The following is a 25,557-nucleotide window of genomic DNA, read 5'->3' as shown; positions in this document are numbered from 1 at the left end:
GACCACGATGACGCGCCGAGCCCCGTGTACGAGGTCCATCGCCCCGCCCATGCCCTTGACCATCTTGCCCGGGACCATCCAGTTGGCGAGGTCGCCGTTACTTGAGACCTGCATGCCGCCGAGGACGGCAGTGTCGATGTGTCCGCCTCGGATCATGCCGAAGCTCAGCGACGAATCGAAGTACGAAGCACCGGGATTGACGGTGACGGTCTCTTTCCCGGCATTGATGAGGTTGGCGTCGACCTCGTCCTCGGTGGGGTAAGGACCGGTGCCGAGGATGCCGTTCTCCGAATGGAGAGTGACGTTCACCTTGTCGGTGAGGTAGCCCGGGATCAGCGTCGGCAAGCCGATGCCGAGGTTGACGTATTCGCCGTCGACCATCTCGGCCGCAGCGCGTTCGGCCATCCGGTCACGGGTCCATCCTGCGGTCATGCTCGAACTCCTGAAGTGACGGTGCGCTTTTCGATGCGCTTGTCCTGTGGACCGGTGTGTACGACTCGTTGGACGAACACTCCGGGAAGATGCACCTGAGCCGGGTCGATCTCGCCCGGCTCGACGAGCTTCTCGACCTGCGCGATGGTGATCCTGCCCGCCATCGCTGCCAGCGGGTTGAAGTTCATCGCCGTCTTGTCGAACACGAGATTGCCTGCAGTGTCGCCGATCTCGGCGTGCACCAGAGCGAAATCGGCGTTGATCGCCTCCTCGAGCACGTAGCGCTTGTTGCCGAACACCCGCGTTTCCTTGGGCGGTGACTCGATCGAGACGGAACCGTCGGCGTTGTAGCGCCACGGCATTCCGCCGTCGGCGATGGGGCTGCCCACCCCGGCGGGGGTGAAGAAGGCGGGAATGCCGGTGCCACCGGCGCGGAGACGCTCGGCGAGCGTGCCCTGCGGTGTCAGTTCCACTTCGAGTTCGCCGGCGAGGTACTGCCGGGCGAACTCCTTGTTCTCGCCGACGTACGACGCAGTGACGCGGCGAATACGGCTGGCTGCCAACAGAATTCCCAGTCCGTAGCCGTCGACGCCGCAGTTGTTGGAGAACACCTCCAATGCGTCCGCGTCGGTGTCGGCGATGGCCTCGATGAGGGCATCGGGGATGCCGCACAGGCCGAAGCCGCCGACCGCGATGGTCGCTCCTCTACCGATGTCCGCCACCGCGTCGGCTGCGGAGTCGTAGGTCTTTCCTGTCACGTGAACTCCTGATGTGTTCGTTGAGCAAACGATGGCTCCAGTGAACTCGACCAGCGAGCATTGCGGCAGCTTTGCGAAATTCTGCTCGATTGTCGAACGCGAAGTGCTTCGGCGTTCACTCAGTGGACGTACAGTGGTGCGGTGACTGTGCTCGATGCCAACGCCGGCGTCATCGCCAAAGTGTGTGCTCTGCTGCGTGCCGCCAGTGCGGCGGAGGCAGTCGGTACCTCGACCACCGAGTTGGCGAGGGCCGCTGGAGTTGCGCGGCCGACGGCGCATCGGCTGTTGACGGAATTGGCCGACGAGGGATTCGTCGACCGCGATACGGGAACCGGACGGTGGGCACTGGGACCGGAAATCTATCTCCTCGGCTCCATGGCCGCGTTGCGCTACGACGTCACCGATCAGGCCCGAGATATCGTGCAGGACTTGGCAACACGGAGTGGTGAGAGCGCGTTCCTGTCCGCGCGGCGAGGTGGTGAGACGGTGTGTCTGCTTCGGGTGGAGGGCAGCTTCCCGCTTCGGTCGCATGTGCTGTACGAGGGTATCCGGTTACCGCTGGGGGTGGCCTCCGCGGGCTTGGCCGTTCTCGCCCATCTTCCGGACCGGGAGGTCGACGATTACCTCGACGGCGTCGATCTGGTGCCAGAGTGGGGAGCCGATCATTCGGAGTCGGCCATTCGCCACCGCATCGAGCTGACGCGATCCTCTGGCTACGCCGTCAACCCGGCCTTGCTCGTGGAAGGCAGCTGGGGGCTGGGCGCAGCGGTGTTCGACCGCGGACGCAGGCCGGCATGGGCGTTGAGTCTGACCGGTGTGGAAACGAGGTTTCGAGAGGACAGACGTCGGGAGTTGGGAAAGATGTTGCTCGACGCCGCGCATCGGCTCACCCTGCAGGTGGGCACCCGTCCCGATCCGCTCTAGCCGTCCAGTTCTTCGAGAATGTCTGCGGCATCCTGGCTTCCGCCGGCTGCCAGCCGCTGCAATTCGTCGCGGTCCTCGCGCTCTCCGGCGCGTTCGACGAGCATGTCGACGGCGTCGCTGTTGCCGGCTGCGGCAAGTGAACGCAGGTCGTCGACGGTGCCCTGCTCCACCAATTCGTCGATCGCGTCCTGGTCACCGCCCGCAGCCCGTGCACGTAGCGCGGTCAGGTCGGATGGCGTGGGTTCGGTCATGTTCGGAGTCTAGGTCGCCGGTGCGAGGCGAGGAACAATTCTGACGTACGCGATCATGCCGATCAGCTCCACCAACGTCTGCGTCACCACGACAACTGCGGCGAGGGTAAGAGCCGGCGGCAGCGCGAGCGCCAGAGGCAGCACTACCAGCGAGTTCCGGGTCGCCCCGGAGAAGATCAATGCCCGGGTCGCGGGTACGTCCTGGCGGGTGACCCTAGCCGTCGCGAGTCCCACGACGGCCATGACGACCAGAAACGCCACGAAGATCGGCACTGCTGCGATCAGCTGAGATGCCTCGCTGCGAACTGCGTCGACCTGAGATGCGACGACGACTGCGAGGGTCGCCATCATGATCGGCACCATCGCCGCTGCCATGGCGACCATGATGCGAGTGCCGAGGCGTGTGCGTCGTCCCAACCACTGCGTTGCCGCAGCCAACGTCAGTGGCAGCGCGATCAGCAGGACGAACGCCTCGACGAACGGTGCGACGTCGATGATCTTCACCAGGTCGGGTCCGGCGAACAACCATAGATACAGCGGCAAGAACGCGATCTGCAGCAGCATCAGCAACGGAGCAGCGGCGAGAAGTCGTTCCGATGCCGCCCCGGCCAACCCGCTGAAAACGACGACGTAGTCGATGCACGGAGCCAACAGCACCAGAAGTATCCCGACGAGCACCGCTTCGTTACTCGCAACGAACCGGGTCAGTGCGAACACGACGATCGGGACGAGTACGAAATTGAGCACCACGACGCTCAGCAAGAAATTCCGGTCGCGCAGCGAATCGCCGATGGCGGAGAACGGAACTGCGAGGAACGTCGCGTAGAGCAAGACGATCAGCACGGGATTGATGGCGATCTCGAACGCGGGAGCCGATGCCGGCGCCGCCAACCCGACAACAACTCCGGCGGCCAACGCCAGTAAGTACAGCGGGATCTGACGCTTCTCCAGCCACGCCACTGCCGAACCGGTCACGTGGTACTCGTCGGTGAAGTGCAGAGGGTGGGCACGTACCGAGGATAAGCGTTGTCCAGTATTCGGGGGATGTGGCCAGGCACTCGCGACCAGGCCGACGTCGGTGCGACGACCTGGGGTTCGACGGATCCGGTGTTCTTGTCGGTGGGTCGAGATAGTCTTCTTTCAGTTCGAACATGCGTTCTTGTTTCGATTCACTGGGGGGTGAAGAGATGGCGATACCGACGGTGTCGTTGGATGCGTTGACCGCTGCTGCGCGGGAAGAGAATCGGCTGGCGGCTCGCAAGATTTCCGCGTGCTACGACGTCCATCGGAGCTGGATCACTCTCGACTCCAAGCACAAGCACTACAGCCGGTACGGGCGCACCGAGATGGCGGTGGCGTTGGGGTGTTCTGCGACGGTCGCCGAGGCGTATGTCTCGGTCGGGGTCGCCCTGCACACTCGACTGCCGCTGGTGAAGAAGGCATTCGAGGCCGGCGACATCGACCTCCCCCGCGTACGTACGGTGTGCCGGATCCTCGACAACCTCTCCGACGACATCGTGAAGTCCGTCGAGGGCGACATCGTCGAGGCGGCCGGACGGTCGTCACCGGGTCCACTGGAGAAGGAGATCTGGGACCTTCTGCTGCGGGTCGCGCCGGAGGAAGCAGCAGCGTTGCGGGAGTTCGCGAAGAAGTTCCGCAATGTTTCCTACGCCCCGGCTGGGGAGTTGGCGCGGATCCGAGCAGAATTGACCGCCCCCGAAGCCGCCGCCGCATGGCAGCTGCTCGAGGAGATGGCCGATACGCTCTGCCCGAAAGACCCACGCGGCAAACAGGATCGGCTGTGTGACGCCTTCATGGCCCGTATGCACGGTGAACCTCGGCTGGTATGCCGGTGCCAACGTGAGGACTGCCCGCAGAAAGATGCAGAGCTGCCGGACCGTCGGGTGCCGTTGACGATGGTCACCGTCGACATCGCAACCCTCATCGGACTGCTCGCGAATCCGGCGTATCTGGCCGGTCATGGATCGATCGATCCAGACCTTGCGCGGGAGTTGGCGCGCAACAGTCAGTGGCAGATCCTGCTCACCGAAGCAGTGACCCTTGCAGAGAAACTCGGACTGGCAGTGCAGAACCCGGACACCGGTGAATGGGAACGACGCTCGGCAGAAACAACAGCCGAGCCGAGTGCGACAGAGCCCGAGCCGGCAGAGCCCGATGCGGCAGAGCCTGACACGACAGAGCCCGACGCGACACAAACCAACGCGGAACCGAATGCAGCGAAACCGGATACGCGAGTAACGCGGACGTATACTGGCACTGGCACTGGCACTGGCACTGGCACCGCAACGAACACAGCAGCGCCACGACCGTCGATACCGCCACCGTCGCTACCGGCCCCAGGGTCGCATCCCGGCACAGGGCCGGGCCAGGATTCGGGTTCGATTGCCGCAGAATCGCATTCGAAGCCAGCTCCGACTCCGCCTGAGCCGACCGACTACGACGAGACCGAGCACCGGCAACGACGTCGAAATGCCTTGGCCTCCGCTGCAGCCTTGTTCTGTACCCACGCCCCCGTCGGCCGGGGCACACGGCACAGCTCTGCCCTCGACCTGCCGTCCGCGATCCAGCGCACCAACCGGACGATCCCCACAGCAGGCAATACACCCGCTGACCGGACCCCCTCCGGCATCTACCTCGGCAATGCATCCCTCGCCGCGGCACTGGAAGCCGCGATCGCCGCCGACCCCACCCTCGGAACAGCCGTTCGACGCGACCCACTCACCGACCGCGCCCTGATCTATCGACCCGACGCCCTCACCACCGCCGCCGTCCGACTCCGCGACCGCCATTGCCGCTTCCCCGGCTGCCACCGCCCCGCGGACCGCTGCCAACTCGACCACGTGATCCCGTTCGATCACGCCAATCCCCTCGGCGGCGGCTGGAGCACCGTCAACAACCTCCAATGCCTCTGCGAATACCACCACAGTGTCAAGACCGCCGGCTACTGGACCGCCGTCATACTCCCCGGCGGTGCCATCCTATGGACCTCCACCTCGAAGACCACCCGAATCACCCTGCCTGCCAATGGAACAGCTGTACCGATTCTCGGCAACGACCTGCGGCCCTGCATCCCCACCAAACCGAGACGATCCGACATCATCGCCTACCCCGACCCACCACCCGACAATCCGACACCGCAGCCAGAGCCGAGCGGCGAGGAAAACGACACGGCGCCACCGTTCTAGGCGCGTGCCCAAAAACGATGGTGCCGGTTCGAGATGACGTGGTGGAGCTGTACCGCTAGACCAGGTTCTTGATGTGGTCGCGAGTGAATTCGATGCGCTCGTCGATGCGGCCGTCGCCGACCTTGTTCACCCATTCGGGATCGGAGAGCAGCGCGCGTCCGACGGCCACCAGATCGAACTCGCCGTCGTGGAACTGACCGGCCAGCGCGTCCAATCCCGTCACACCGGAGGCCGCGTCCTCCGACCATGCCGAGGTGAACACAGAATCGAGGCCCACAGAGCCGACTGTAATGGTCGGAACACCGGTGAGCTTGCGCGTCCAACCGGCCAGACCGAGCTTGCCGTCCACTCCGTCCAGTTCCGGGAATGCCGGATCCCAATGCCGACGAGTCGAAGCATGCAGTACGTCCACGCCTGCCTCGACCAGCGGAGTGAGGACGCGATCGAGTTCGGCCGGGTTCTCTGCGAGTCGAGCGTCGAAGTGGTTGCTCTTCCACTGCGAGAAGCGGTACACGATGGCGAAGTCCTCACCCACCGCGGCGCGGATCGCAGCGACAACCTGTGCGGGGAAGCGGGTCCGGGCCTCGAGAGATCCGCCGAATTCGTCGTCACGCACATTGGTTGTTGCCCAGAGGAATTCGTCGAGGAGATAACCGTGAGCGCCGTGCAGTTCCAGACCGTCGAAGCCGGTGTTCTTCGCGTTGACGGCAGCCTGAACCCAGTGCGACGTCAGTTCGTCGAGATCGGCGTCGGTGAAGGCGCGACCAACGGAGGAGCCGTCGAGAGCGATGCCGGACGGGCTGACGGTGGTGACGTCGGGGAACAGGCGTGGCTCGGTGCCCCGCTCGACCCCCAGGTGCCACAGCTGCGGAATGATCGCGCTGCCCTCGGCGTGGACCGCGTCGACGACGCCCTTCCATCCTTCGAGGCTGGCGTCGCCGTAGATCCTCGGTACGCGGGTATGCGGTCCTGCGGCGGGGTCGGGGATGTACGTGCCCTCGGTGATGATGAGGCCGGTGCCGCCTGCTGCACGTTTGCGGTAGTACTCCGCCACGTCCGGGCCGGGGATGCCGTCGGGCGAGAACGCCCTCGTCATCGGGGCCATCGCGAAGCGGTTACGCAGCTTCAGCGACTTGACCTCGAACGGCTCGAAGAGTCCAGCGGTGGACAGGTGCGGTGTTGTCGTTGCAGTTTCGGTCACGCCTGCGCACAACCTGGCCGGACTCCGAGCTATTCCCCCTCCCGGACTGTAGCGTCGAAACACTATGAGCCAGTCGCCGCTGATATCAGCTTCCGAATTGCACGGTCTGTTCGAGATGGGTCGCGGCCCAGTGGTCCTGGACATCCGGTGGACCCTCCAGAACGGTAGCGACAGAGCAGGTTACGAGGCGGGGCACATCCCGACCGCGCAGTTCGTCGACCTCGGTACGGAACTGGCGGCACCGCCGGGTGACGGGAGTGGAGCCAGCAGGAACGACCCAGACGATCGTGGCCGCCATCCGTTGCCCGACACCGACACGTTCGTCGCGGCGATGCGGGGAGCCGGAGTCAGCGACGATTCCGCGGTGGTGGTCTACGACGCGGGGCCGGCAACTGCAGCTGCGCGGACCTGGTGGTTGCTCCGCTACTTCGGTCACCGGGATGTGCGCGTCCTCGACGGCGGGTTTGCGCGATGGGTCGACGAGGGCTATTCCGTCGGTACCGAGCCCTCGATCGTGGCGGCCGGATCGTTCACGGCGCGGCCGCCGCTGGCCCGGGTCCTCGAGGTCGAGGACGTGCTCGACTTCGCGCGCGAGAACGTCCTGCTCGATGCCCGCGCACCCGAGCGATTCCGCGGTGAGGTCGAGCCAGTCGATCCTGTGGCCGGCCACATTCCCGGGGCGGTCAACAGGCCGACGACCGACAACGTCGATGCCGACGGGCGCTTCCTGTCCCCGGAGGTACTCGATGGCGCATTCGGTGGACTCGTACCGAAGGGAAAGGACGTCGCCGTCTATTGCGGCTCGGGCGTGACCGCAGCGCATCAGATTCTCGCACTGGAGTTGGTAGGTATCGACGCCGCGTTGTATCCCGGCTCGTGGTCGGGTTGGATCACCGATCCGACGCGGCCGAGGGCTTGACACACCGGCGCTGAGCTGGTCGTTCACCCAACCAGGGTTGAACTTGAATCTGACTTCAACTATACCTGGGGAATGAAGGTTGCAGGCAAGGTCGCCATCGTCACCGGAGGTGGTGGCGGAATCGGCGGAGCCATCGCCGCCAGATTCACCGAAAACGGTGCCCGCGTCGTCGTCTCCGATGTGGACGAGTCCACCGCCCGATCCGTGGTCGACGCCATCGAGCGGGATCGGCCGGGCACAGCCGTCGCTGCCGCGGCCGACGCGTCGGACATCGGGGATATCGAGCGGCTGATCGCGGTCGCCGAAGAGTCGTTCGGTCCGGTCGATCTCTATTTCGCAAACGCCGGCATCAGTGGTGCCCCCGGTCTCGACGCCAGCGAACAGGACTGGGACCTGTCCTTCGACGTCAACGTGCGCGCACACATCCGCGCTGCGCAGCTGTTGGTGCCGGGTTGGCTCGAACGTGGTGAGGGCTACTTCGTCAGTACGGCCTCCGCAGCCGGCTTGCTCACCCAGATCGGTTCCGCGACATACGCGACGACCAAACATGCCGCGGTGGGATTTGCCGAATGGCTCAACGTCACCTACGGCAATCGGGGCATTCGCGTCAGCTGCCTGTGCCCGATGGGCGTCAACACCAAATTGCTCTACGAAGGCCGTGAATCGGGAGATGCGTTGGGAGCGGCTGCAACTGCCGCCGTACTGAGCGCGGGCGCGGTGCTCGAGCCGCTCGACGTCGCCGACGTGGTGCTCGACGCGATGGACCGGGAGCAATTCCTGATCCTGCCCCACGAGAACGTGCTGGACATGTACCGGAACAAGGGTGCCGATTACGACCGGTGGTTGCGCGGCATGCGCCGCTACCAGGACAGCTTGCTCGACAACCAACAGGGGAACTGAACGTGGCATTTTTCGAGACCAGCGACCGGGCCAAGAAGTACGAGTTGGATCTGTTGGAGTTCATGGACTCTCACGTCTATCCGGCGGAGGCGGTGTACGAGCAGCAGATGCTCGAAGCCGGTGACCCGCACTTCCATCCCCCGATTCTCGAGGACCTGAAGAAGGAAGCGCGCTCGCGTGGACTGTGGAACCTGTTTCACCCGCACCCCGAGTGGGGCCCCGGTCTGACCAACCTCGAATATGCCCCGCTCGCCGAGATCATGGGCCGCAGCCTGCTTGCCCCGGAGGCGTGCAACTGCAACGCACCCGATACCGGCAACATGGAGGTGTTCACGCTCTTCGGCACCGACGAGCACAAAGAGAAGTACTTGAAGCCGTTGCTGGACGGCAAGATTCGCTCGGCCTTCGCGATGACCGAGCCCGACGTCGCCAGTTCCGATGCCACCAACATCGCGATGAAGATGGAACGCGACGGCGACGACTTCATCCTGAACGGGCGCAAATGGTGGACGTCGAACGCGATGCACAAGAACTGCAAGGTTCTGATCGTCATGGGCAAGACCGATCCCGAGGCAGCAACGCACCGGCAGCAGTCGATGCTCGTCGTGCCCATCGACGCGCCCGGAGTCACCGTGCTACGCAACCTGCCCGTCTTCGGTTACGTCGACCGAGAGGGCCACGCCGAGGTGCTGTTCGAGGACGTGCGGGTGCCGGCGAAGGACGTGCTGAAGGGGCCGGGTGAGGGATTCGCCATCAGTCAGGCTCGACTGGGGCCCGGCCGTATCCATCACGCCATGCGGACCATCGGTGTTGCGGAACGAGCACTCGAATTGCTTTGTCGCCGTGCGGTTTCACGGGTTACCTTCGGCAAGCCGGTCGCCATGCGTGCGAACATCCAGGACTGGATCGCCGAGGCGCGCATCGAGATCGAGAAGACGCGGCTGCTCACGTTCAAGGCCGCATATCTGATGGACACCGTCGGAAACAAAGAAGCGCGTACAGAGATCGCAGCGATCAAGGTCGCTGCGCCCGAGATGGCGCTGAAGATCATCGACCGCGCCATTCAGGTGCACGGTGGCGGCGGAGTCAGCAACGACTTCCCGCTCGCCATGATGTACGCACACGTGCGGACGCTGCGGCTCGCCGACGGTCCCGACGAGGTGCACAAGATGTCGATCGCGAAGATGGAGCTGCGCAAGTACATGTGAACGTAGCTCGCTCCGGACGAACAAGGTCTGGAAGCCATGGGTAGCTAGTTCGCGGGTGACCAGGACGGGTCGCGTCCGATGAAGGCCATCAACCTGTCCTGGGCGGACGCATTGTCGTCGACGTCGATGGCGGGGCCGAACTGCCCGCTGTCGCGGAGCACACGATCCATCGGCTTCATGGCGATCAGCGCTGCGGCGCAACGCTCTTCGCCGAGATCGGGTTCGCGTCCCAGGGCTTTGGCCAGATCCCAGGTGTGCATCCACACATCGGCGGTGTAGAACCGGTCGATCGCGTCTTCGACCGGCATGTCGCCGGTGTGCGGATTGCTCAGGATGCGGCCGGCGGGGGCGTCGAGGATGGCTTGGATGTCTGCGACGTGTTGAGCCCACGCGGCGGCGGGGTCGCGCGCGACGTCGACTTCGATGAGCTCGACACCCTCGACACCGCCGAGGAAACCACGTGACCAACCGACGAGATGTTCGACGACGCCCAGCGCGTTCCACTCCGGTACCGGACTGGGCCGAGACCACGCGTCCCCGGAAACGGATTCGACCAACGCCGTGAACGCGGCGGCGTCTCGTGCATGCTGCGCAGCCGGTCCCGTCAACAGTGCATCGAGTTTCTCGTAGCCCTCCCTGATTCCGGCATCCATTCCGCTGGAAAGCATTCCATCACGGGTTGCGAAGTCGGACAGGACACTCAGTACCCTCAAGCGCGTACCGCCGTTGTCGCGGGCCTCGAAAGCCATGGTCTCGAGGGCGACCGAATCCGGATCGCCTTCGTAGGTGAAGGTCCACACGATCCGCTCGTTGGCGCGGACTTCGTGGAAGCTACCGAAGAACGACGCGATCTCTTCGCCGTCGCGGTCGTTCGCGAACGACCATGCGCCGCCGGTTCGCGCATCCCATGTGATGATTCGCGTCGTCACCGACCGTGGGCCCACCCACTGCCGATACAGATCGGGGTCGACATGTGCGCGGAACACCTGCTCGGGCGACGCGTCGAACTGCCGGATGATCTCGATTGTGGGTACTTTGTCGTCCGCTACTATCTCGGTTTCGTGCTCGGTCATGACACGTCCTTCTGAGAGTCGTCTTGTGTTACAACGTGATCCAGCAGGTCGTCCAGCCGGCGGTAGCGCTGCTCGGCCTCCTGGCGATAACGCTCGATCCACTTCGCCATCAGGCCGAACACCTCCGCATCCAAGTGCACCGGTCTGCGCTGGGCGTCTTTGCTGCGCGTCACCAGCCCGGCGTCCTCGAGTACCTTCACGTGCTTGGAGACTGCCTGCAGGCTCATGTCGTACGGCTCGGCCAGTTCGCTGACGTTGGCGTCGGCACCCGCAAGCCGAGCAACCATGTCACGCCGAGTGGGGTCAGCCAACGCCGCGAAGGTTCGATTGAGCTGCTCGATTCGGTCTTCCATGGTCACCCACCTACTCGAATGCAGTAAAGATATGCCCCTCGAGCTGTGTAGTCAACCAATTGGTTGATTAATCTCACCGAAGTTTTGACAGTCTGCTGTCATGAGCGCAACATTGACAGCAACCTGTCAATCGACGTGAGGACCGTTCCATGATCACCGTTGCGCTGTATGCCACCGACACCATGGCCGATTGGGAGTACGGCTACCTCACAGCCGGGCTCGCGATGGCCCGCGAGCAGAACCCTGACGCGAACCGGTTGCTCGTTGCGTCGGAGTCCGGGGACGCGGTCACGACGATGGGCGGCCTCAGAATTACCCCCGACGTTGCGTTGGCCGATCTCTCGCCCGTCGACGCGCTGATCCTGCCCGGTGCCGGCACGTGGGAATCCGCCAACGGGGAGGTGTTGGATTTGGCCGCCGAACTCGTTGCAGCGGGCACCCCGGTCGCAGCAATCTGCGGGGCAACCTACGGGCTGGCTCGGATCGGCCTGCTCGACGACCGGCCACATACCTCGAATGCCGCCGAATTCCTCACTCAGGCTGCGAAATACCGCGGAGCGGAGCATTACCGCGAGGAGAAGGCAGTGTCCGACGGCACAGTCATCACGGCGGGGGCGACCGCACCGATCGAGTTTGCCAGGCTGGTGTTCGAGCGCCTGGACGTATTCCCGCAGCCCATCATCGATGCCTGGTACGGGCTCTACACGACCGGGGAGCGCAAATTCTACGACCAGCTGACGGGCGCATGAGCCGACGAACGCCGGAGGGGGATGCGCTCACCGAGGTGGTCCTGCCCGTCTTCGAGCTCAACGGCGAATTCTTTGCGGCAGCACAGGACATCACCGAGCCGACGGGATTGACGCCGGCCTGGTGGCAGGTGCTCGGGGCCACTCTCGACGAGCCGCTCTCCGTGGCCGATATTGCGCGACGCGTCGGTCTGGGTTTGGCGCGGCAGAGTGTGCAGCGGACCGCAAACCTGTTGGTGGACAAAGGCTGGGCGGTCTACATGGAGAATCCGAACCACAAGCGCGCGAAGCTCCTCGAGCCCACCCCGAAGGGACGCGAGACCGTAGCCGCACTCCGAGATGCTCAACACGCGTGGTCGGATGCCGTGGGCGCCATGGTGGGTGGAGACGAATTGCGTTCATTTGCACAGACTTTGGATAAAATACTTGCGGCATCCCGCGCCTACCGTGGTGGCCGTGCATAATTCGGGGATGTCAGCGCTCGCGATCGTTCTTTCCGGACTCCTGGCCGGTTTGCTCTCGCAATCCGACGGGGTCGATATCTTCGGTGACACCAGCGTCGGGGGGTGGTGTTCTCCAGCGGCGGAGGGGGAGTCGCCGTAGCAGTGATTCTGGCTTCGGGTCTGGCTATGCTCGTCCGTCGGCGCAGCATTCTGGCCGGCCTGTCCATCGCGGCGGCCGTAGTTGCCGGGGTGACGGCACTGCTGATGCCCTCTGATCTCACAGAAGTGATGGCAGGGGGAATCCTGTTGGGATCCGCGGCAGTACGGGCGAACGGTGTACGAGCTCGGCAAGCAATGTTGATCGGGTCGTTCCTCGTCGGACTACTCAGTGCAGGCGCGGTCGAGGCCTTGCAGCATCCGAGTATCCCGCGCCGCTACGCCGACTACCTCACCGAATCCGATATCGGCCCGCCGGTGGTCGTTCCGGTGCTGTGCGTACTGGTCGGAATTGCAGTGGCCTGGGCAGCTCGTGTCGACCGCAGCGACGACCACCCGCCACCGGAACGGAGCATCCGTACGGTCGGGGCGATACTGCTGATTCCCGTCGGTGGCTTGCTGCTCAATATGCTGTTCGTGCAGATGCTGTTTCGAGCTGAAGACGGCTTCGGCGGAAGTTGGCATTTCGGCCTCTTCGTCGTACCGGTGCTGTTCACTGCCGCCGCTCTGGTACCGGGTCGCGGAGGCATTCTTGTTCTCGCCGGGACAGCCGTGTTGCTCACCTCGACCACCACCCCTGGGGTGGGAATCCATGTGTCGGACGGTATCTGGGTGCGCGGGCTCGTGGCGATCACGGCGGCCGCAGTGGTCGCCGGCGCGGCACTCGGGCTGCGATGGGGTCGACCCTTCGTCGGCTTCGCGACCCTGGCGGTGGTGTGTACGACCGCCCTGTTCGAGCACTCGCCCCTGGACAACGTGCACTACGCGGCAAGTCTGGTGATCTTCCCGGCCGCGACGGCCTACCTGTACGTGGCGTGCACTCCCTCGACCCCCACGCCCTTGACCATCGGCCTCGCGGTACCGGTGGCGATCACGGTGCCGATGGTCGTCACCTACGGTTGGACGGCGTACACGCCGCTCACATCCGCCCTGCACAACTCGACGTGGCCCAGCATGGAACTGTGGCTCCCGACGGGCGCGGCAGTGGTGACGGTGGTCCTCGCCGCCGTCGGAACCAGGCTTCTCGGTCGACGGCCGGTGACGCATTCGGCTCCCGGCGACGGATGAAACCACTGTCGGGCACCGGAGTACCGTTTTCTGTATGGCTTACAGATACCTCGGAAACAGTGGTCTGAAGATTTCGGAGATCACCTACGGCAATTGGTTGACTCATGGTTCGCAGGTGGAGAACGACATCGCGGCCCAGTGCGTGCGTGCGGCTCTCGACGCCGGCATCACCACGTTCGATACCGCTGATGCCTACGCTAACGGGGCCGCGGAAACGGTCCTCGGTGACGCGTTGAAGGGCGAGCGTCGCGAATCGCTCGAGATATTCACCAAGGTCTACTTCCCCGTCGGACCCAAGGGGCCCAACGACACCGGTCTGTCTCGCAAACACATCCTCGAAGGCATCGACGCGTCGCTGCGTCGGCTCGGTACCGATTACGTCGATCTCTACCAGGCCCACCGCTACGACGTCGAGACTCCGCTCGAAGAGACCATCGCGGCGTTCGGCGACGTCGTCCGTCAGGGCAAGGCCCTCTACATCGGTGTCTCGGAGTGGACGGCCGATCAGCTGCGCGCCGGCCAGGAACTCGCACGGCAGAACGGGTTCTCGATCATCTCGAACCAGCCGCAGTACTCGGCCCTGTGGCGCGTCATCGAGGATCAGGTGATCCCCACGTCCAAGGAACTCGGCATCTCCCAGATCGTGTGGTCACCCATCGCGCAGGGCGTGCTCACCGGCAAGTACCTGCCCGGACAACCGCTGCCCGACGGTTCGCGCGCCAAGGACGACAAGGGCGGCGACAAGATGATCGCCCGCTACCTCGACGATCAGACGCTCACCCGGGTGCAGGCACTGAAGCCGATCGCCGACGATCTCGGAATCACCATGGCGCAGTTGGCTGTTGCTTGGGTTCTGGCCAACGACAACGTTTCCGCCGCGCTGGTCGGGGCATCGCGTCCTGAGCAGATCGCCGAGAACATCAAGGCATCCGAGGTCACCCTGGATGCGGATGTGCTGGCCAAGATCGACGAGGCCCTCGGCGATTCGGTCGAGCGTGATGCGGGCAAGACCGGTTCTCCGGAAGCCCGTTTGGTCTAGAAATTCGTCGACCGGTCCACGTTTGACGGGGCGGAGCTGCGGTACTCGGCGTTAATGTGGACCATGCGCTCACCACTCCGTAATCGCAGCACCGCCCCAGCTCCCGCGTCTGCAGCCCGGGTGGTGGTGGTCGGCGGCGGGTTCGGCGGCTTCTACGCACTGCGCAAGATGCAGAAGCTGTTGGGCCCGGACCGCGCCTCGTTCACCCTCGTCGCGCCCAACGACTACCTGCTCTACAGTCCGCTGCTGCCTGAAGTCGCCACCGGTGTGCTGGATCCGCGGGACATCGCAGTGTCGACGCGGCAGACGTTGCGGCGCACCAAGTTGGTGCTGGGACACGTCACGTCCGTCGACTTCGAGAATCGACGCGTTCGTGTCGCCGGCCCCGACGGTGATTCGGAACTGGCCTGGGACAAGCTGATTCTGGCTCCGGGTTCGGTGACGAGGCAGTTCGACATCCCCGGTGTCGCCGAGCACGCGCACGGACTCAAGACGCTGAGCGAAGCGGTGTTCATTCGCAACCACGTGTTGAAGCAGCTCGACTCCGCAGACGAACTGCCCGACACGCCGGAGGGCCGCGCCGAACGCAAGGAACGGCTCACCGTCGTCGCTGTGGGAGCCGGCTATACGGGTACCGAATTCGTTGCGCAGATGCAGAATTGGATTCGCGGTATCGCTACCCGGTGGGCGACGGTCGACCCGTCGGACATCCGGTGGTTGCTCATCGACCTTGCTCCGGCGGTGCTGCCGGAACTGGGCGAGCGACTCGGCAAGGAAGCAATGGAAGTCCTCGCGGCTCGCGGCGTGGAGGTGCGTCTCGGGGTGTCGGTGAAATCGGCCACGGCGAACGCGGTGACATTGACGGACGGCGACGTCGTACCGACACGCACCCTGGTGTGGGGAGCAGGCGTGGCTGCGAGCCCCCTCATCGCGCAACTCGATCTACCGACCGAAAAGGGGCGGCTTGTGGTCAACCCCGATCTGACGGTTCCCAGCGTGGACGACGTCTGGGCCATCGGTGACGCCGCCGCGGTACCCGATATCGCCGCCGACCCGTCGAAGCCGACGCCGCCCACCGCGCAGCACGCGCAGCGGCAGGGTACAGCCGTCGCCAAGAACGTCGCCGCGTCCCTCGGTGTCGGCACTGCTCGACCGTATCGACACAAGGATCTCGGACTGGTCGCCGATCTGGGCGGATTCGACGGTGTGGCAAAGCCATTGGGAGTACCACTTACGGGGGCGGTCGCGAAGTTCGTCGCCCGCGGCTATCACCTCTATGCCCTGCCCACCGCCTCTGCCCGCGTGCGCGTGGCCACCGATTGGCTGTACTCGACGGTGCTGTCCACCCGCGTGGTCAACCTCGATCAGGTGCGCTCCGAGGATGCGTTGATCGCCAAGGCGCAGGGGACCGGCGTGTACGACTAGGCAGCCATGTGCGCGGAAACTCGTAGCCCACTACGAGTTTCCGCGCACGTGCGTCACCGAAGGTGATGCACCTCCTGCAGCCCGTAGACCGGGGTGTCGATGCCTTCGTAACGCGCCTTGATCTGCAGCGCCAGGTACAGCGAATAGTGCCGTGACTGATGCAGATTGCCGCCGTGGAACCAGAAGTTCTCCTGCTGCGTCGGCTTCCACATGTTGCGCTGTTCGCCCTCCCACGGACCGGGGTCTTTGGTGGTGTCCGAGCCCAGGCCCCAGCACTTGCCCACCTTGTCGGCGGTTTCCTGATCGATGAGGTCGGCGACCCAGCCGTTCATCGAGCCGTAGCCGGTGGCGTAGACGATGAGGTCCGCCGGCAGTTCGGTCCCGTCCTCGAGTACGACGCCGGTCTTGCTGATCCGCTCCACCTGTCCGGCAACGAGTTTGATCTTGCCGTCCGCGACCAGCTCGGATGCGCCGACGTCGATGTAGTAACCCGAGCCGCGGCGCAGGTACTTCATGAACAGGCCCGAACCGTCGTCGCCGAAGTCGTGCTGGAAGCCTGCCTTCTCGAGACGGTCGTAGAAGTCCTTGTCCTGCTCCGCGATCTGCTGATACACCGGGATCTGAAACTCGTGCATGATCCGGTACGGCAACGACGCGAACGTGAGATCGGCTTTGGCCGTGGTCATTCCGGATTCCACTGCGCGCTCGGAGTACAGATCGCCGAGAGCGATCTCGCACAACGAATCCGACTTGACTATGTGTGTGGACGAGCGCTGCAGCATCGTGACGTCGACGCCCGTCTCGTACAGAGCCTTGCAGATGTCGTGCGCCGAGTTGTTGGAACCGACGACCACCACACGCTTGCCGACATAGGCGTCGGGACCGGGGTGTTCGCTGGAATGGTGCTGCTCGCCCTCGAATTCGTCCATGCCGGGGAAGTTGGGCACGTTCTTCTTGCCCGACATCCCGGTGGCCATCACCAACTGCTTGGGCCGCAGGATCACTTCCTCGCCATCGCGGTCGACGACGACGGTCCACTCCTTCGCGGTCTCGTCGTAGGTCGCGGACTTCGCAGTCGTCTTGCTCCAGTACGGAACTTCCATGACCTTGGTGTACATCTCGAGCCAGTCGCCGATCTTGTCCTTCGGTGCGAACACCGGCCAGTTCGGCGGGAACGGCAGGTAGGGCAGATGGTCGTACCAGACCGGGTCGTGCAGGCACAGCGACTTGTAGCGCCCACGCCACTGATCGCCGGGGCGCTCGGCGCGGTCGACCACGATCGCCGGGACGCCGAGTTGACGGAACCGGGCACCGAGAGCGATGCCGCCCTGACCGCCACCGATCACGAGGGCGTACGGCTGCACGCTGTACCCGAGCTCCTTCTCCTCCATCTCCTTCTTCTCGGCCCAGTTCTGGGTGTCGGCATTCGAGCCGTGCACGGCACCCTTGATGCGGGACTTGCCCTGCCGCTCCTCGTATCCCTTGAGCTCCTGCATCGTCGTCAGCAGCGTCCACGCCACGTCGTCACCGGTCTCGGCGTCCGTCGTCAAGCGCAGATGTCCCTTGCCGCGGCTCGTCGCCGTCTCGAATGCGATCCACGCCGAGACGACGCCGTCTGCTTCGTCGGGGGTCTCGGTGGTGTGAAATCCCGTCGGGTCGGTATCGGCGAGCCTTTCGCCGAGCATGTCGGCGACGCCGTCCCGGCCTTCGACGGTCTTGAGGTTCCAGGTGAAGGTGACGAGATCACGCCAGAAGCTGCTGACGGCGAACATGCCGGCAACACGAGGGATGTCCCGCGCGACCAGGGCGTTCTCGAACTTCGACAACCAGGCGTCGACCCGTTCCTGCGGGGTGTGCGTGCGGGTGATCGAGTCGGGCTCGATGGTCTGGGTCATGAAAACTCCTTGCGATGAAGAGGTGCCGTGTATGTGACCCAGCACACTCCTGTCGGGCCAGGGGGTCGAGAGTTGCAGGGGGTTGCACTTCACGGTGAGCGCTATAGTTCGAGAAATTTCCGGGGGGAAACATGATTCGTCGTCTTACCGCTGCTCTGGTGCTGGTCGTCGTGACCGGGTGCTCGTCGGCGTCGCCTACCGTCGACACCGGTACCCGGTCGCCGGCGGTCCCGTGCATCGACTCCGTCGGTGAGAACTCGACGCTGGCCGTCATGGGTGACGCATTGCTCCTCACGCCGTATCTGCGTGTGCGGGGACAGGTGCGTACGGCGTTGGAGGAAGAGTTCTACTGGCGTAACAAGCAGCCCGACGACCCCATGGACGCACGCCGCCTGAGCGCGTTCGTTCCCGGTGGCAGCAAGACTGCATTGCTGTACGCCGACACACCTGTCGGCGGAGACGCAGCTTTCGCTGCAGCCACCTGCAGTCTCGAATTCGACTGGAAGGCGGGCCTGTCGTCCGGAGAGTTCGAGGCGGCGATGTCGACTCCAGGGTTCTTGCGCGGCCTGGGTCGTCGACTCTGCACCGATATGGAGATGTCGGGCAACACCCCCGACTACCTCGCCCGGGCCGATGAGAAACTGGCCGAGTTCGAGGACAACGCCGCAGGCAAGGTCGACTTCATGAGGGCGATGCACCAGAACTCGCTGAAGGACCGCCTCGACTTCCTTGCCTCCCCCGAGGAACCCGGCGACCTGCCGGAGAACCGACGAATCGCCCGACACGACGTCATCGAACTACGGGACATCATTGCGCGACTGGAGAACGAAACCGATGGACACCTGCTGCAGATCGAACGGGATCGGGTCGAATTCATCAGAGCCGCACTGACGTTTCAGTGTCCTGCGCTGAGCGACTGATCGGGCTGCGAGAGCTTGTTCAACCCCAACGACTGGAATTCGACGACGTAGATCAACGTCCACAGGACCAGCCAGTCGACGAAGCCCAGTGCGTTGCCGGAGATGCCGGCAGCGACGACGGGTTCGTGGAGCACGTGCTCGGCAAGAACGTAGTAGTAGGCCAGGAACGTGCCGATGGCCAGCGCGAAAGTGAGTACTGCGCGTCCCGCCGCCGGGAAGCGATTGCCGAAGCCGTTCGCCCAAAAGATCATCCAGAATGCCCAGCAGACTCCGATCTGTGCCGGGAACTGGTTGATCACCGTTCCGAGTTCTGCGGTGGCTTCCGAGCCGACGAGTAGCTTCGCGAGCGGAACCATCAGGAAGTAGATCGCCGTGCCGAGCGCAGCGTTGCCGACGGTGGCCGCCAGTGCGGTCCGTCCGCCGCCGCCGGCCAATTTCCAGGGCCAGTTGTCCAGGGTCTGGCCGGTCAGGATCACCGAGACGACGATCGAGTAGAACCAGCCGAGTGCGGTGTCCACGGACATCAGGGGATCGGTGGCCGAGAGCGAGACCGACGGCAGTCCGAACACGAAGTACAACGCGAGGGTCGGGACGGCGACGAATGCGATCTCGCACAGCCCGATCAGCGGTTGCCTCATGCGCAGCACGGTCCACGGCCAGTGCTGCCAGTTGAGGACCACCATGACCCAGGTGCCGAATCCGAACAGCACGAACAGCGCTCCGGCGAAGTAGCCGAGCCCGCCCTCGCGAGAACCGGCGAAATCCGGGTACAACGCCCCGAGGCCGCTGCCGAGGATCCAGGTGACGGCAACGGCGAACACCGCCGTCGAAGTCAGGATCGCGAGGCCGCGCATCGGTTGTTTCAGATGGTCGAATCCGGCGAATTCACAATCGAATCCGATGAACACGATGAAGAGAATGGCCCAGAACAGCGCGGCGTTGAACGGCAGGGGATAGAAGTTCCAGGGACTGGTGGTGGGATCGGCCAACAGATACCAGGTAGCCAGCGACACGGCCGTGACCATGGCGAGGTTGGCCAGTCCGAATATGAGCCAGTTGCCCTGTGCTGACGCCGTTTTCGGCTCATCGAGGGGTCGGTCTGCGGTTGCGGTCATGGGGGTCTCTTCTCGGTGGGTCGACAGGGTCGCCGTCACTATGAGCTGAATCACAGCCCACCGTCAGGGTTGCGGGAGGTTGCAGTACGGCCGATTCGGTGCAACGCACTGCAACCCTGTCGGAAGTGGTCGTCGTCACATAAACCTGTGTGCATCCAATTCAGTCAGGAGTGAGAACCGATGCGTGCAGCTGTGTATTACGGCCCGAACAAGGTGGAGATCACCGACGTACCCGAGCCGAATCCCGGTGCGGGGCAGGTCAAGGTCAAGGTCGGATTCAACGGAATTTGCGGAACCGACCTGCACGAGTACTACGCCGGCCCCATCTTCATCCCCACCTCACCGCATCCGCTGACCGGCCAGGAGATGCCCCTGGTGCTCGGACACGAGTTCTCGGGCACGGTCACCGAGCTCGGCACGGGTGTCACCGGCATCTCGGTCGGCGATCGCGTGGCCATCGAACCGCTCTACCGCTGTGGACATTGCGGACCCTGCCGGGCAGGTAACTACAACATCTGCGCGCAGATCGGCTTCCACGGACTGATGTCCGACGGCGGAATGGCCGAATACACCGTGGTCCCCACGGACATGATTCACGCCCTACCCGACAACGTCTCCCTCGAGCTCGGTGCCCTCGTCGAACCGATGTCGGTCGCCTATCACGCTGCGACACTGGGCGATCCGAAACCCGAGGACACCGCGATGGTGTTCGGTGCCGGCCCCATCGGTATCGGCCTGTGGTTCGCGTTGCGCGGTAAGGGACTCGACAACGTCTACGTCGTCGAACCGTCGCCGACGCGTCGCGCCTCGATCGAAGCGCTCGGTGCCAAGACCCTCGACCCGACGGCAGTCGATGTCCCCGCGTTCATCGCCGATCTGACCGACGGCAACGGGGCCGACGCCATCTACGACGCGGCCGGTGTGCAACCGGCCGTCGAGACCGCGCTGGGCTGCATCGGTGCTCGCAAACCGCTCGTCAGCGTCGCGATCTACGAAAAGCCGCTCACCACACCGCTGCAGAAGCTCGTCATGAACGAATCCCGCATCCAGGGATCGCTCTGCTACACCTCCGCCGATTACGAGGCCGTCATCGATCTGATGAGCCAGGGCCACTACGGCACGACGGGCTGGGTGGACAAGATCACGCTCGACGGCGTCATCAACGACGGATTCGAGGCGCTGCATGCAGGCACGAAGATGAAAGTTCTGGTCGACCCCTCGACGGGTGCACCCGCATGAGCGCCGTGTTGGTGACGGGAGCCGGTCAGGGAATCGGACGGGCGATCGCGTTGCGGTTGGCCAACGACGGGCACGACATCGCGTTGGTCGACCTGGCCGAGGACAAGATCGCCGACGTGGCCGACGAGGTACGTCAGACAGGCTCGAAGGCAACGACATTCGTCGCCGACGTCAGTGATCGCGATCAAGTGTTCGCGGCCGTCGAACATACCCAGCAAGCGCTCGGCGGCTTCGACGTCATCGTCAACAATGCCGGTATCGCACAGGTCGCGCCGCTCGACGACGTCCGCCCGGAAGACACGAAGAAGATCTGGGCCGTCAACGTCGACGGGGTGCTGTGGGGAATTCAAGCTGCGGCAGCCACATTCAAGGCGCTCGGCCAGAAGGGCAAGATCATCAACGCTTCCTCGATCGCAGGCCACGACGGGTTCGCGATGCTCGGGGTCTACAGCGCAACGAAATTCGCAGTCCGGGCATTGACCCAGGCTGCGGCCAAGGAGTACGCCTCGGACGGCATCACCGTCAACGCGTACTGCCCCGGCGTTGTCGGCACCGACATGTGGGTGACCATCGACAAGCGCTTCGCCGAGCTGACCGGTGCCGCCGAGGGGGAGACCTACGACAAGTTCGTCGGCGGTATCGCTCTCGGTCGGGCGCAGACTCCCGAGGACGTCGCCGCGTTCGTCTCGTATCTCGCCGGACCCGACTCGGACTACATGACCGGACAGGCACCGTTGATCGATGGTGGTTTGGTCTACCGGTGACCCCGCATGAATCCGCTTTGTGAGCTGGAGCACAATTGACAGCGATGACGCAGTCGACAGGCCCTGAACCTGCGCTGGCGGCCGGCGAAGACCCGCGCCGCTACGCGCAGATTCTCACTGCCGTGTACGACGCGACCATGACCGGCGGGAAGTCTCCCGCGCGTCCCCGCGAGGTCATCGGCGATTCCTGGCGGCGGTTGCAGACCCTCGGTATCGACCCGGAACTGGGCAATCCTGCAGAGAGACAGATGGACGCGTCCGATCTCGAGTTCAGTCGACGGGAATCGGGGTTGTTCGACATTCTGGACGACCTCGCCCGTGGCCTGGAATCGGTGGTGCAGGACGGCGACAACATTCTCGTCGTCGCCGATCGGAACGGTCGAGTGCTGTGGCGCAGCGGGTCGACGTCGGTGCTCGACCGCGCCGACGGCCTCGGATTCGTCGAGGGGGCCAACTGGGCCGAGGATTCGGTGGGTACCAATGCCATCGGGACAGCATTGGTCTCACGCCGTGCCGTGCAGATCTTCTCGGCCGAACACTATGTGCGCAGCCATCATTCGTGGACCTGCGCCGGAGCACCCATTCGCGATCCGCGTACCGGCCAGGTGCTCGGAGCCATCGACGTCAGCGGGCCGGCCAAGACGGTGCACCCCACCACCATCGCCCTGGTCGACGCCGTGGCGAGGTTGGCGGAATCGCAGCTGCGCGAGATTCACCGAACCACCCTGGATCGACTGCGGTCGGTGGCCGCACCGATGCTGGCGCGCCTGCAGTCCCCGGCGCTGGCCGTCGACGCGAACGGGTGGGTCGCGGCCGTCGAATCGGTGGCACTGCGCAATCGCATCCTGCTGCCCGAGGACCTCGCGACGGGACGCTTCTGGCTGCCGAGCCTCGGGGTGTGCGACTTCGAACCCCTGCCCGGTGGATGGCTGGTGCGACCCACTTCTCATGGTCGTTCCGCCGTCTCCACTCCTGGCGACTCGGCGGACTCGTTCGTCGCGGAGTCCGGTAACACGACGACAATCCGCATCGACCTGCGCGATTCGCAGAAGCCTCGTATCGAGGTGCGCAGCGAGGTGGGGGAGTGGACCCACGAGCCGACGCCCCGGCACGCCGAGATTCTGTACCTGCTGGCCATCCACCGCCAGGGACGCACCGCGTCCCAGATGGCTGCCGACCTCTTCGGCGACGACGGCCGCGCGATCACCGTGCGGGCCGAGATGTCGCGCCTGCGCAAGCACCTCGCCGGCATCATCTCCACCCAGCCCTATCGGCTCGACGAGTCGGCGACGGTCGACGTGATCACGCCGGCGGACATGAACAGGTTGCTACCGCATTCGTCGGCCCCCGCTATCCGGGCCGCACGGGGCTGAGCCGTAGCGCAGAATCGGGGAATGAACCGACTCGCCCGCATCCTCGACGCGTCGGATCCCGGGCAGCTACGGCTGCGCGGTGCCTCGGCGACCACTCTGACGGTGTTGCTCGCGATGGTGGTCCTGCTGCTCGGTACTCGCGCCATCGGCCAGCCGGTGACCGTGGCGATGCTCGGCACCGTGGTGGCGATGCAGGCGTCGGCGTCGGTCAAGGACGTAGACCAGCACAGCCGGCTCGTCACCACCGCCCTGATGGTGCTGCCCGCCTCGGGGGCCGTGACGGTCGCGGCACTGCTCTCACGCCTCGGCGCGGTGGCCGACGTCGGATTCATCGCGGTGTTGTTCGCGGCCGTGTGGGTGCGCAGATTCGGACCCCGTGGCACCGCGCTCGGCATGGTCGCGTTCATCTCGTATTTCTTCGCGTTGTTCCTTCAGGCGACCCCGGGGCAAGTGCCGATGCTGATCTCGGCGATCCTCGGCGGAGTGCTCATCGCTCTGTTCGTACGGGCGGTGGTCTTTCCTGACCGGCCGATCGTGGAGGTGCGGCGGCTGCTGTACGCCATGCGAGCGGTATCGGAATCGGTGCTCGCGGCGGCGTCGGCGCGTGAGGACCGTGATCTGGAACTGTTGCGGCGCAGGCTCGATCGGCTCGGAAACACCGCCCTGATGATCGACGACTGGCTCGACCGGCACGACGCCGGTCAACTGCTCAGCGTGACGAGTACCGATCTGTCGCTGCGTGTGTTCGACGCCCAGATCGCCACCGAACAACTCGTCAGCTCTCTCTGGGCTCTCGATCCCGCCAAGCCGTGGCCGACCGCACTGGGGCAAGCGACCACCGCACTGGGATCGTGCTTGCAGAACGCCCCGTCCGCCGAGCAACTCAAGGCCGCCCGACGGTTGGCCGCCACGGCGGCCGAGCGCGCCGACCCGTCGACCCCCGCCGGTATCGCGACGGTATCCGCGCAACGAGCGGTGCAGGCACACATCGCCATTCATCACATCACCACCAATGCGGTGGCTGTCACGTCGAGCCCCCGACAGGCTGCTGTCGAGCCGGCGGACAAGGACGAGCCTGCCGGCCTGAACCCCAGCACCAAGGCGGCAATCCAGGTTGCTGTCGCGACCAGCGCGGCAACGGTATTGGGGGAGCTGGTCTCACCGGATCGTTGGTACTGGGCCGTGCTGACGGCGTTCCTGGTGTTCACCGGGGCGTCGACGCGCGGCGAGATTCTGACCAGAGCCGGCCAACGCATCCTCGGCACGATGGCGGGAGTGCTTGCGGGAGTGGTGATCGCGGCACTCGTCGGCAATCACCAATCCGTTCAGCTGGTGCTCATCGTCGTCTGTGTCTTCTTCGCGTTCTACCTGGTGACCGTCGCGTATGCGTTGCTGTCGTTCTTCGTGACCATTCTGCTCGCGATGCTCTACGGGCTGCTCGGCACGTTCAGTATCGAGGTTCTCGAACTACGGATCATCGAGACTGCAGTCGGCGGAGCCGTCGGTATTGCGTCCGCCTACTTCATCTTCTCGACCGGGACGCGAAAGACATTGGTGGACAACGTCGATACGTATCTCGACCAATTGGACGCCCTGATCGACACCAGCGTCGAATCGGTGATCACTCCGGGAAATGCCACCGACCTAGTGGCGTCGACGCGCACGCTCGACAATGCGCTCAAGGAGGTCGTGACGGCGGGGAAGCCGCTCGTGCTCGGGCCGACGACCCGCAGCCGGCGAGGGGCGAAGCGACTACTGCGGGTGCTGACCGTCAGCGGCCGATCCGCCCATGCACTCGCGAGAGCCGGAGTGCTGGCGTCGCGTGCCGAACCGGAGACGGCACCCTCGGCCGATACTGCCCACGCCCTGCGCGAAGCCGCGGCGCTGGTGCGGGACACCGCTCGGCAGGTCGAGGACGCGATTGCGGGAAAGCGGGTGGATCAGCCCGAGAAGGTCACCGACACAACGGTATTGGATGTGTTGCTCACCAGCGCGAATTCGCCCGGTCCGGTGCGGGTCGCGGTGCGGTCGCTCAACACCATGAACAGGACTCTCGCCGATGTACTGACCCGAGTCTGACCCGGGCTTG

The 25,557-nt window shown here is 64.6% G+C and carries 24 protein-coding genes; 15 read left to right on the top strand and 9 right to left on the bottom strand.

Going from position 1 to position 25,557, the window contains the following annotated elements:
* A partial coding sequence (locus tag E4P29_RS03260) for a CoA-transferase (protein ID WP_135041806.1) occupies positions 1 to 432 on the bottom strand: 432 nt, incomplete at its 3' end.
* On the bottom strand, positions 429 to 1,190 hold the full coding sequence (locus tag E4P29_RS03255) for a CoA transferase subunit A (RefSeq protein WP_135041804.1): 762 nt from the start codon (positions 1,188 to 1,190) through the stop codon (positions 429 to 431). The genes E4P29_RS03255 and E4P29_RS03260, both read right to left, overlap by 4 nt.
* A gap of 141 nt (positions 1,191 to 1,331) precedes the next feature.
* Here E4P29_RS03255 and E4P29_RS03250 point away from each other — a divergent pair, with 141 nt between their 5' ends.
* Positions 1,332 to 2,114 (top strand): IclR family transcriptional regulator, encoded by a 783-nt coding sequence (locus tag E4P29_RS03250; protein ID WP_209205277.1) that lies wholly within the window; start codon positions 1,332 to 1,334, stop codon positions 2,112 to 2,114.
* Here E4P29_RS03250 and E4P29_RS03245 read toward each other — a convergent pair.
* Positions 2,111 to 2,365, bottom strand: coding sequence for a hypothetical protein (locus E4P29_RS03245; RefSeq protein WP_032364511.1), 255 nt, complete (start codon positions 2,363 to 2,365; stop codon positions 2,111 to 2,113). The two genes, E4P29_RS03250 and E4P29_RS03245, sit on opposite strands and share 4 nt — an antisense overlap.
* 9 nt (positions 2,366 to 2,374) lie before the next feature.
* Positions 2,375 to 3,340, bottom strand: a complete 966-nt coding sequence (locus E4P29_RS03240; protein WP_245154122.1) for a bile acid:sodium symporter — start codon at positions 3,338 to 3,340, stop codon at positions 2,375 to 2,377.
* Between the two features lie 212 nt (positions 3,341 to 3,552).
* Between E4P29_RS03240 and E4P29_RS03235 the strand changes: the two genes are divergently transcribed.
* A complete protein-coding gene (locus tag E4P29_RS03235; protein WP_167735359.1) occupies positions 3,553 to 5,571 on the top strand; it encodes an HNH endonuclease signature motif containing protein in 2,019 nt (672 codons plus the stop codon).
* Positions 5,572 to 5,626: 55 nt separating this feature from the next.
* On the opposite strand, the gene E4P29_RS03230 is transcribed toward E4P29_RS03235, so the two are convergent.
* Positions 5,627 to 6,772: an NADH:flavin oxidoreductase gene (locus E4P29_RS03230; RefSeq protein ID WP_209205276.1), complete on the bottom strand. Its 1,146-nt coding sequence runs from the start codon at positions 6,770 to 6,772 to the stop codon at positions 5,627 to 5,629.
* A 64-nt stretch (positions 6,773 to 6,836) separates the two neighbouring features.
* Between E4P29_RS03230 and E4P29_RS03225 the strand changes: the two genes are divergently transcribed.
* The 3 genes from E4P29_RS03225 (at position 6,837) to E4P29_RS03215 (ending at position 9,799) form a co-directional block, all read left to right on the top strand.
* Positions 6,837 to 7,691, top strand: a complete 855-nt coding sequence (locus E4P29_RS03225) for a sulfurtransferase (RefSeq protein ID WP_135041800.1) — start codon at positions 6,837 to 6,839, stop codon at positions 7,689 to 7,691.
* A 72-nt stretch (positions 7,692 to 7,763) separates the two neighbouring features.
* Complete coding sequence (locus E4P29_RS03220) at positions 7,764 to 8,591, top strand: SDR family oxidoreductase (RefSeq protein ID WP_135041798.1); 828 nt, start codon at positions 7,764 to 7,766, stop codon at positions 8,589 to 8,591.
* Positions 8,592 to 8,593: 2 nt separating this feature from the next.
* Positions 8,594 to 9,799 (top strand): acyl-CoA dehydrogenase family protein, encoded by a 1,206-nt coding sequence (locus E4P29_RS03215; protein ID WP_135041796.1) that lies wholly within the window; start codon positions 8,594 to 8,596, stop codon positions 9,797 to 9,799.
* Positions 9,800 to 9,843: 44 nt separating this feature from the next.
* Here the strand turns inward: E4P29_RS03215 and E4P29_RS03210 are convergent, their stop codons facing one another.
* Together E4P29_RS03210 and E4P29_RS03205 are read right to left on the bottom strand one after the other, a co-directional pair.
* Positions 9,844 to 10,872, bottom strand: coding sequence for a TIGR03086 family metal-binding protein (locus E4P29_RS03210; protein WP_135041794.1), 1,029 nt, complete (start codon positions 10,870 to 10,872; stop codon positions 9,844 to 9,846).
* Complete coding sequence (locus E4P29_RS03205; protein ID WP_135041792.1) at positions 10,869 to 11,225, bottom strand: metalloregulator ArsR/SmtB family transcription factor; 357 nt, start codon at positions 11,223 to 11,225, stop codon at positions 10,869 to 10,871. Before E4P29_RS03205 ends, E4P29_RS03210 begins: the two co-directional genes overlap by 4 nt.
* 149 nt (positions 11,226 to 11,374) lie before the next feature.
* On the opposite strand from E4P29_RS03205, the gene E4P29_RS03200 reads away from it, so the two are divergent.
* The 5 genes from E4P29_RS03200 to E4P29_RS03180 all read left to right on the top strand — a co-directional run bounded on the left by E4P29_RS03200 (position 11,375) and on the right by E4P29_RS03180 (position 16,162).
* On the top strand, positions 11,375 to 11,974 hold the full coding sequence (locus E4P29_RS03200) for a DJ-1/PfpI family protein (RefSeq protein WP_135041790.1): 600 nt from the start codon (positions 11,375 to 11,377) through the stop codon (positions 11,972 to 11,974).
* A complete protein-coding gene (locus E4P29_RS03195; protein ID WP_135041788.1) occupies positions 11,971 to 12,435 on the top strand; it encodes a MarR family transcriptional regulator in 465 nt (154 codons plus the stop codon). The genes E4P29_RS03200 and E4P29_RS03195 overlap by 4 nt, the downstream gene beginning before the upstream one ends.
* 102 nt (positions 12,436 to 12,537) lie before the next feature.
* A complete protein-coding gene (locus E4P29_RS03190; RefSeq protein ID WP_135041786.1) occupies positions 12,538 to 13,698 on the top strand; it encodes a hypothetical protein in 1,161 nt (386 codons plus the stop codon).
* Positions 13,699 to 13,732: 34 nt separating this feature from the next.
* Positions 13,733 to 14,737 carry an aldo/keto reductase family protein gene (locus E4P29_RS03185; RefSeq protein WP_135041784.1) on the top strand — a complete coding sequence of 335 codons (1,005 nt, stop codon included), beginning with the start codon at positions 13,733 to 13,735 and terminating at the stop codon, positions 14,735 to 14,737.
* 63 nt (positions 14,738 to 14,800) lie between these two features.
* On the top strand, positions 14,801 to 16,162 hold the full coding sequence (locus E4P29_RS03180; RefSeq protein ID WP_135041782.1) for an NAD(P)/FAD-dependent oxidoreductase: 1,362 nt from the start codon (positions 14,801 to 14,803) through the stop codon (positions 16,160 to 16,162).
* A 53-nt stretch (positions 16,163 to 16,215) separates the two neighbouring features.
* Here E4P29_RS03180 and E4P29_RS03175 read toward each other — a convergent pair whose 3' ends face one another.
* The gene (locus tag E4P29_RS03175) at positions 16,216 to 18,057 is read right to left on the bottom strand and encodes an NAD(P)/FAD-dependent oxidoreductase (protein ID WP_135041780.1); all 1,842 of its coding nucleotides are present in this window, start codon (positions 18,055 to 18,057) and stop codon (positions 16,216 to 16,218) included.
* 131 nt (positions 18,058 to 18,188) lie between these two features.
* Between E4P29_RS03175 and E4P29_RS03170 the strand changes: the two genes are divergently transcribed.
* Positions 18,189 to 18,977, top strand: coding sequence for a hypothetical protein (locus E4P29_RS03170; RefSeq protein ID WP_135041778.1), 789 nt, complete (start codon positions 18,189 to 18,191; stop codon positions 18,975 to 18,977).
* On the opposite strand, the gene E4P29_RS03165 is transcribed toward E4P29_RS03170, so the two are convergent.
* Positions 18,953 to 20,092, bottom strand: a complete 1,140-nt coding sequence (locus E4P29_RS03165; RefSeq protein WP_135041776.1) for a hypothetical protein — start codon at positions 20,090 to 20,092, stop codon at positions 18,953 to 18,955. The genes E4P29_RS03170 and E4P29_RS03165 overlap by 25 nt on opposite strands.
* Before the next feature lie 180 nt (positions 20,093 to 20,272).
* On the opposite strand from E4P29_RS03165, the gene E4P29_RS03160 reads away from it, so the two are divergent.
* Genes E4P29_RS03160 through E4P29_RS03145 form a run of 4 tightly spaced genes read left to right on the top strand, consistent with a single transcriptional unit; the run spans position 20,273 to position 25,547 of the window.
* On the top strand, positions 20,273 to 21,331 hold the full coding sequence (locus E4P29_RS03160; protein WP_135041774.1) for a 2,3-butanediol dehydrogenase: 1,059 nt from the start codon (positions 20,273 to 20,275) through the stop codon (positions 21,329 to 21,331).
* Positions 21,328 to 22,095, top strand: a complete 768-nt coding sequence (locus tag E4P29_RS03155; RefSeq protein ID WP_135041772.1) for an acetoin reductase — start codon at positions 21,328 to 21,330, stop codon at positions 22,093 to 22,095. Before E4P29_RS03160 ends, E4P29_RS03155 begins: the two co-directional genes overlap by 4 nt.
* Before the next feature lie 44 nt (positions 22,096 to 22,139).
* A complete protein-coding gene (locus E4P29_RS03150; RefSeq protein ID WP_135041770.1) occupies positions 22,140 to 23,468 on the top strand; it encodes a GAF domain-containing protein in 1,329 nt (442 codons plus the stop codon).
* 21 nt (positions 23,469 to 23,489) lie between these two features.
* Positions 23,490 to 25,547 (top strand): FUSC family protein, encoded by a 2,058-nt coding sequence (locus E4P29_RS03145; RefSeq protein ID WP_135041768.1) that lies wholly within the window; start codon positions 23,490 to 23,492, stop codon positions 25,545 to 25,547.
* The last annotated feature ends 10 nt before the right edge of the window (positions 25,548 to 25,557 follow it).

The sequence above is a fragment of the Rhodococcus sp. 1R11 genome (assembly GCF_004563845.1).
Lineage (GTDB): Bacteria > Actinomycetota > Actinomycetes > Mycobacteriales > Mycobacteriaceae > Rhodococcoides.
This window is presented reverse-complemented; position numbering and strand designations above follow the sequence as displayed.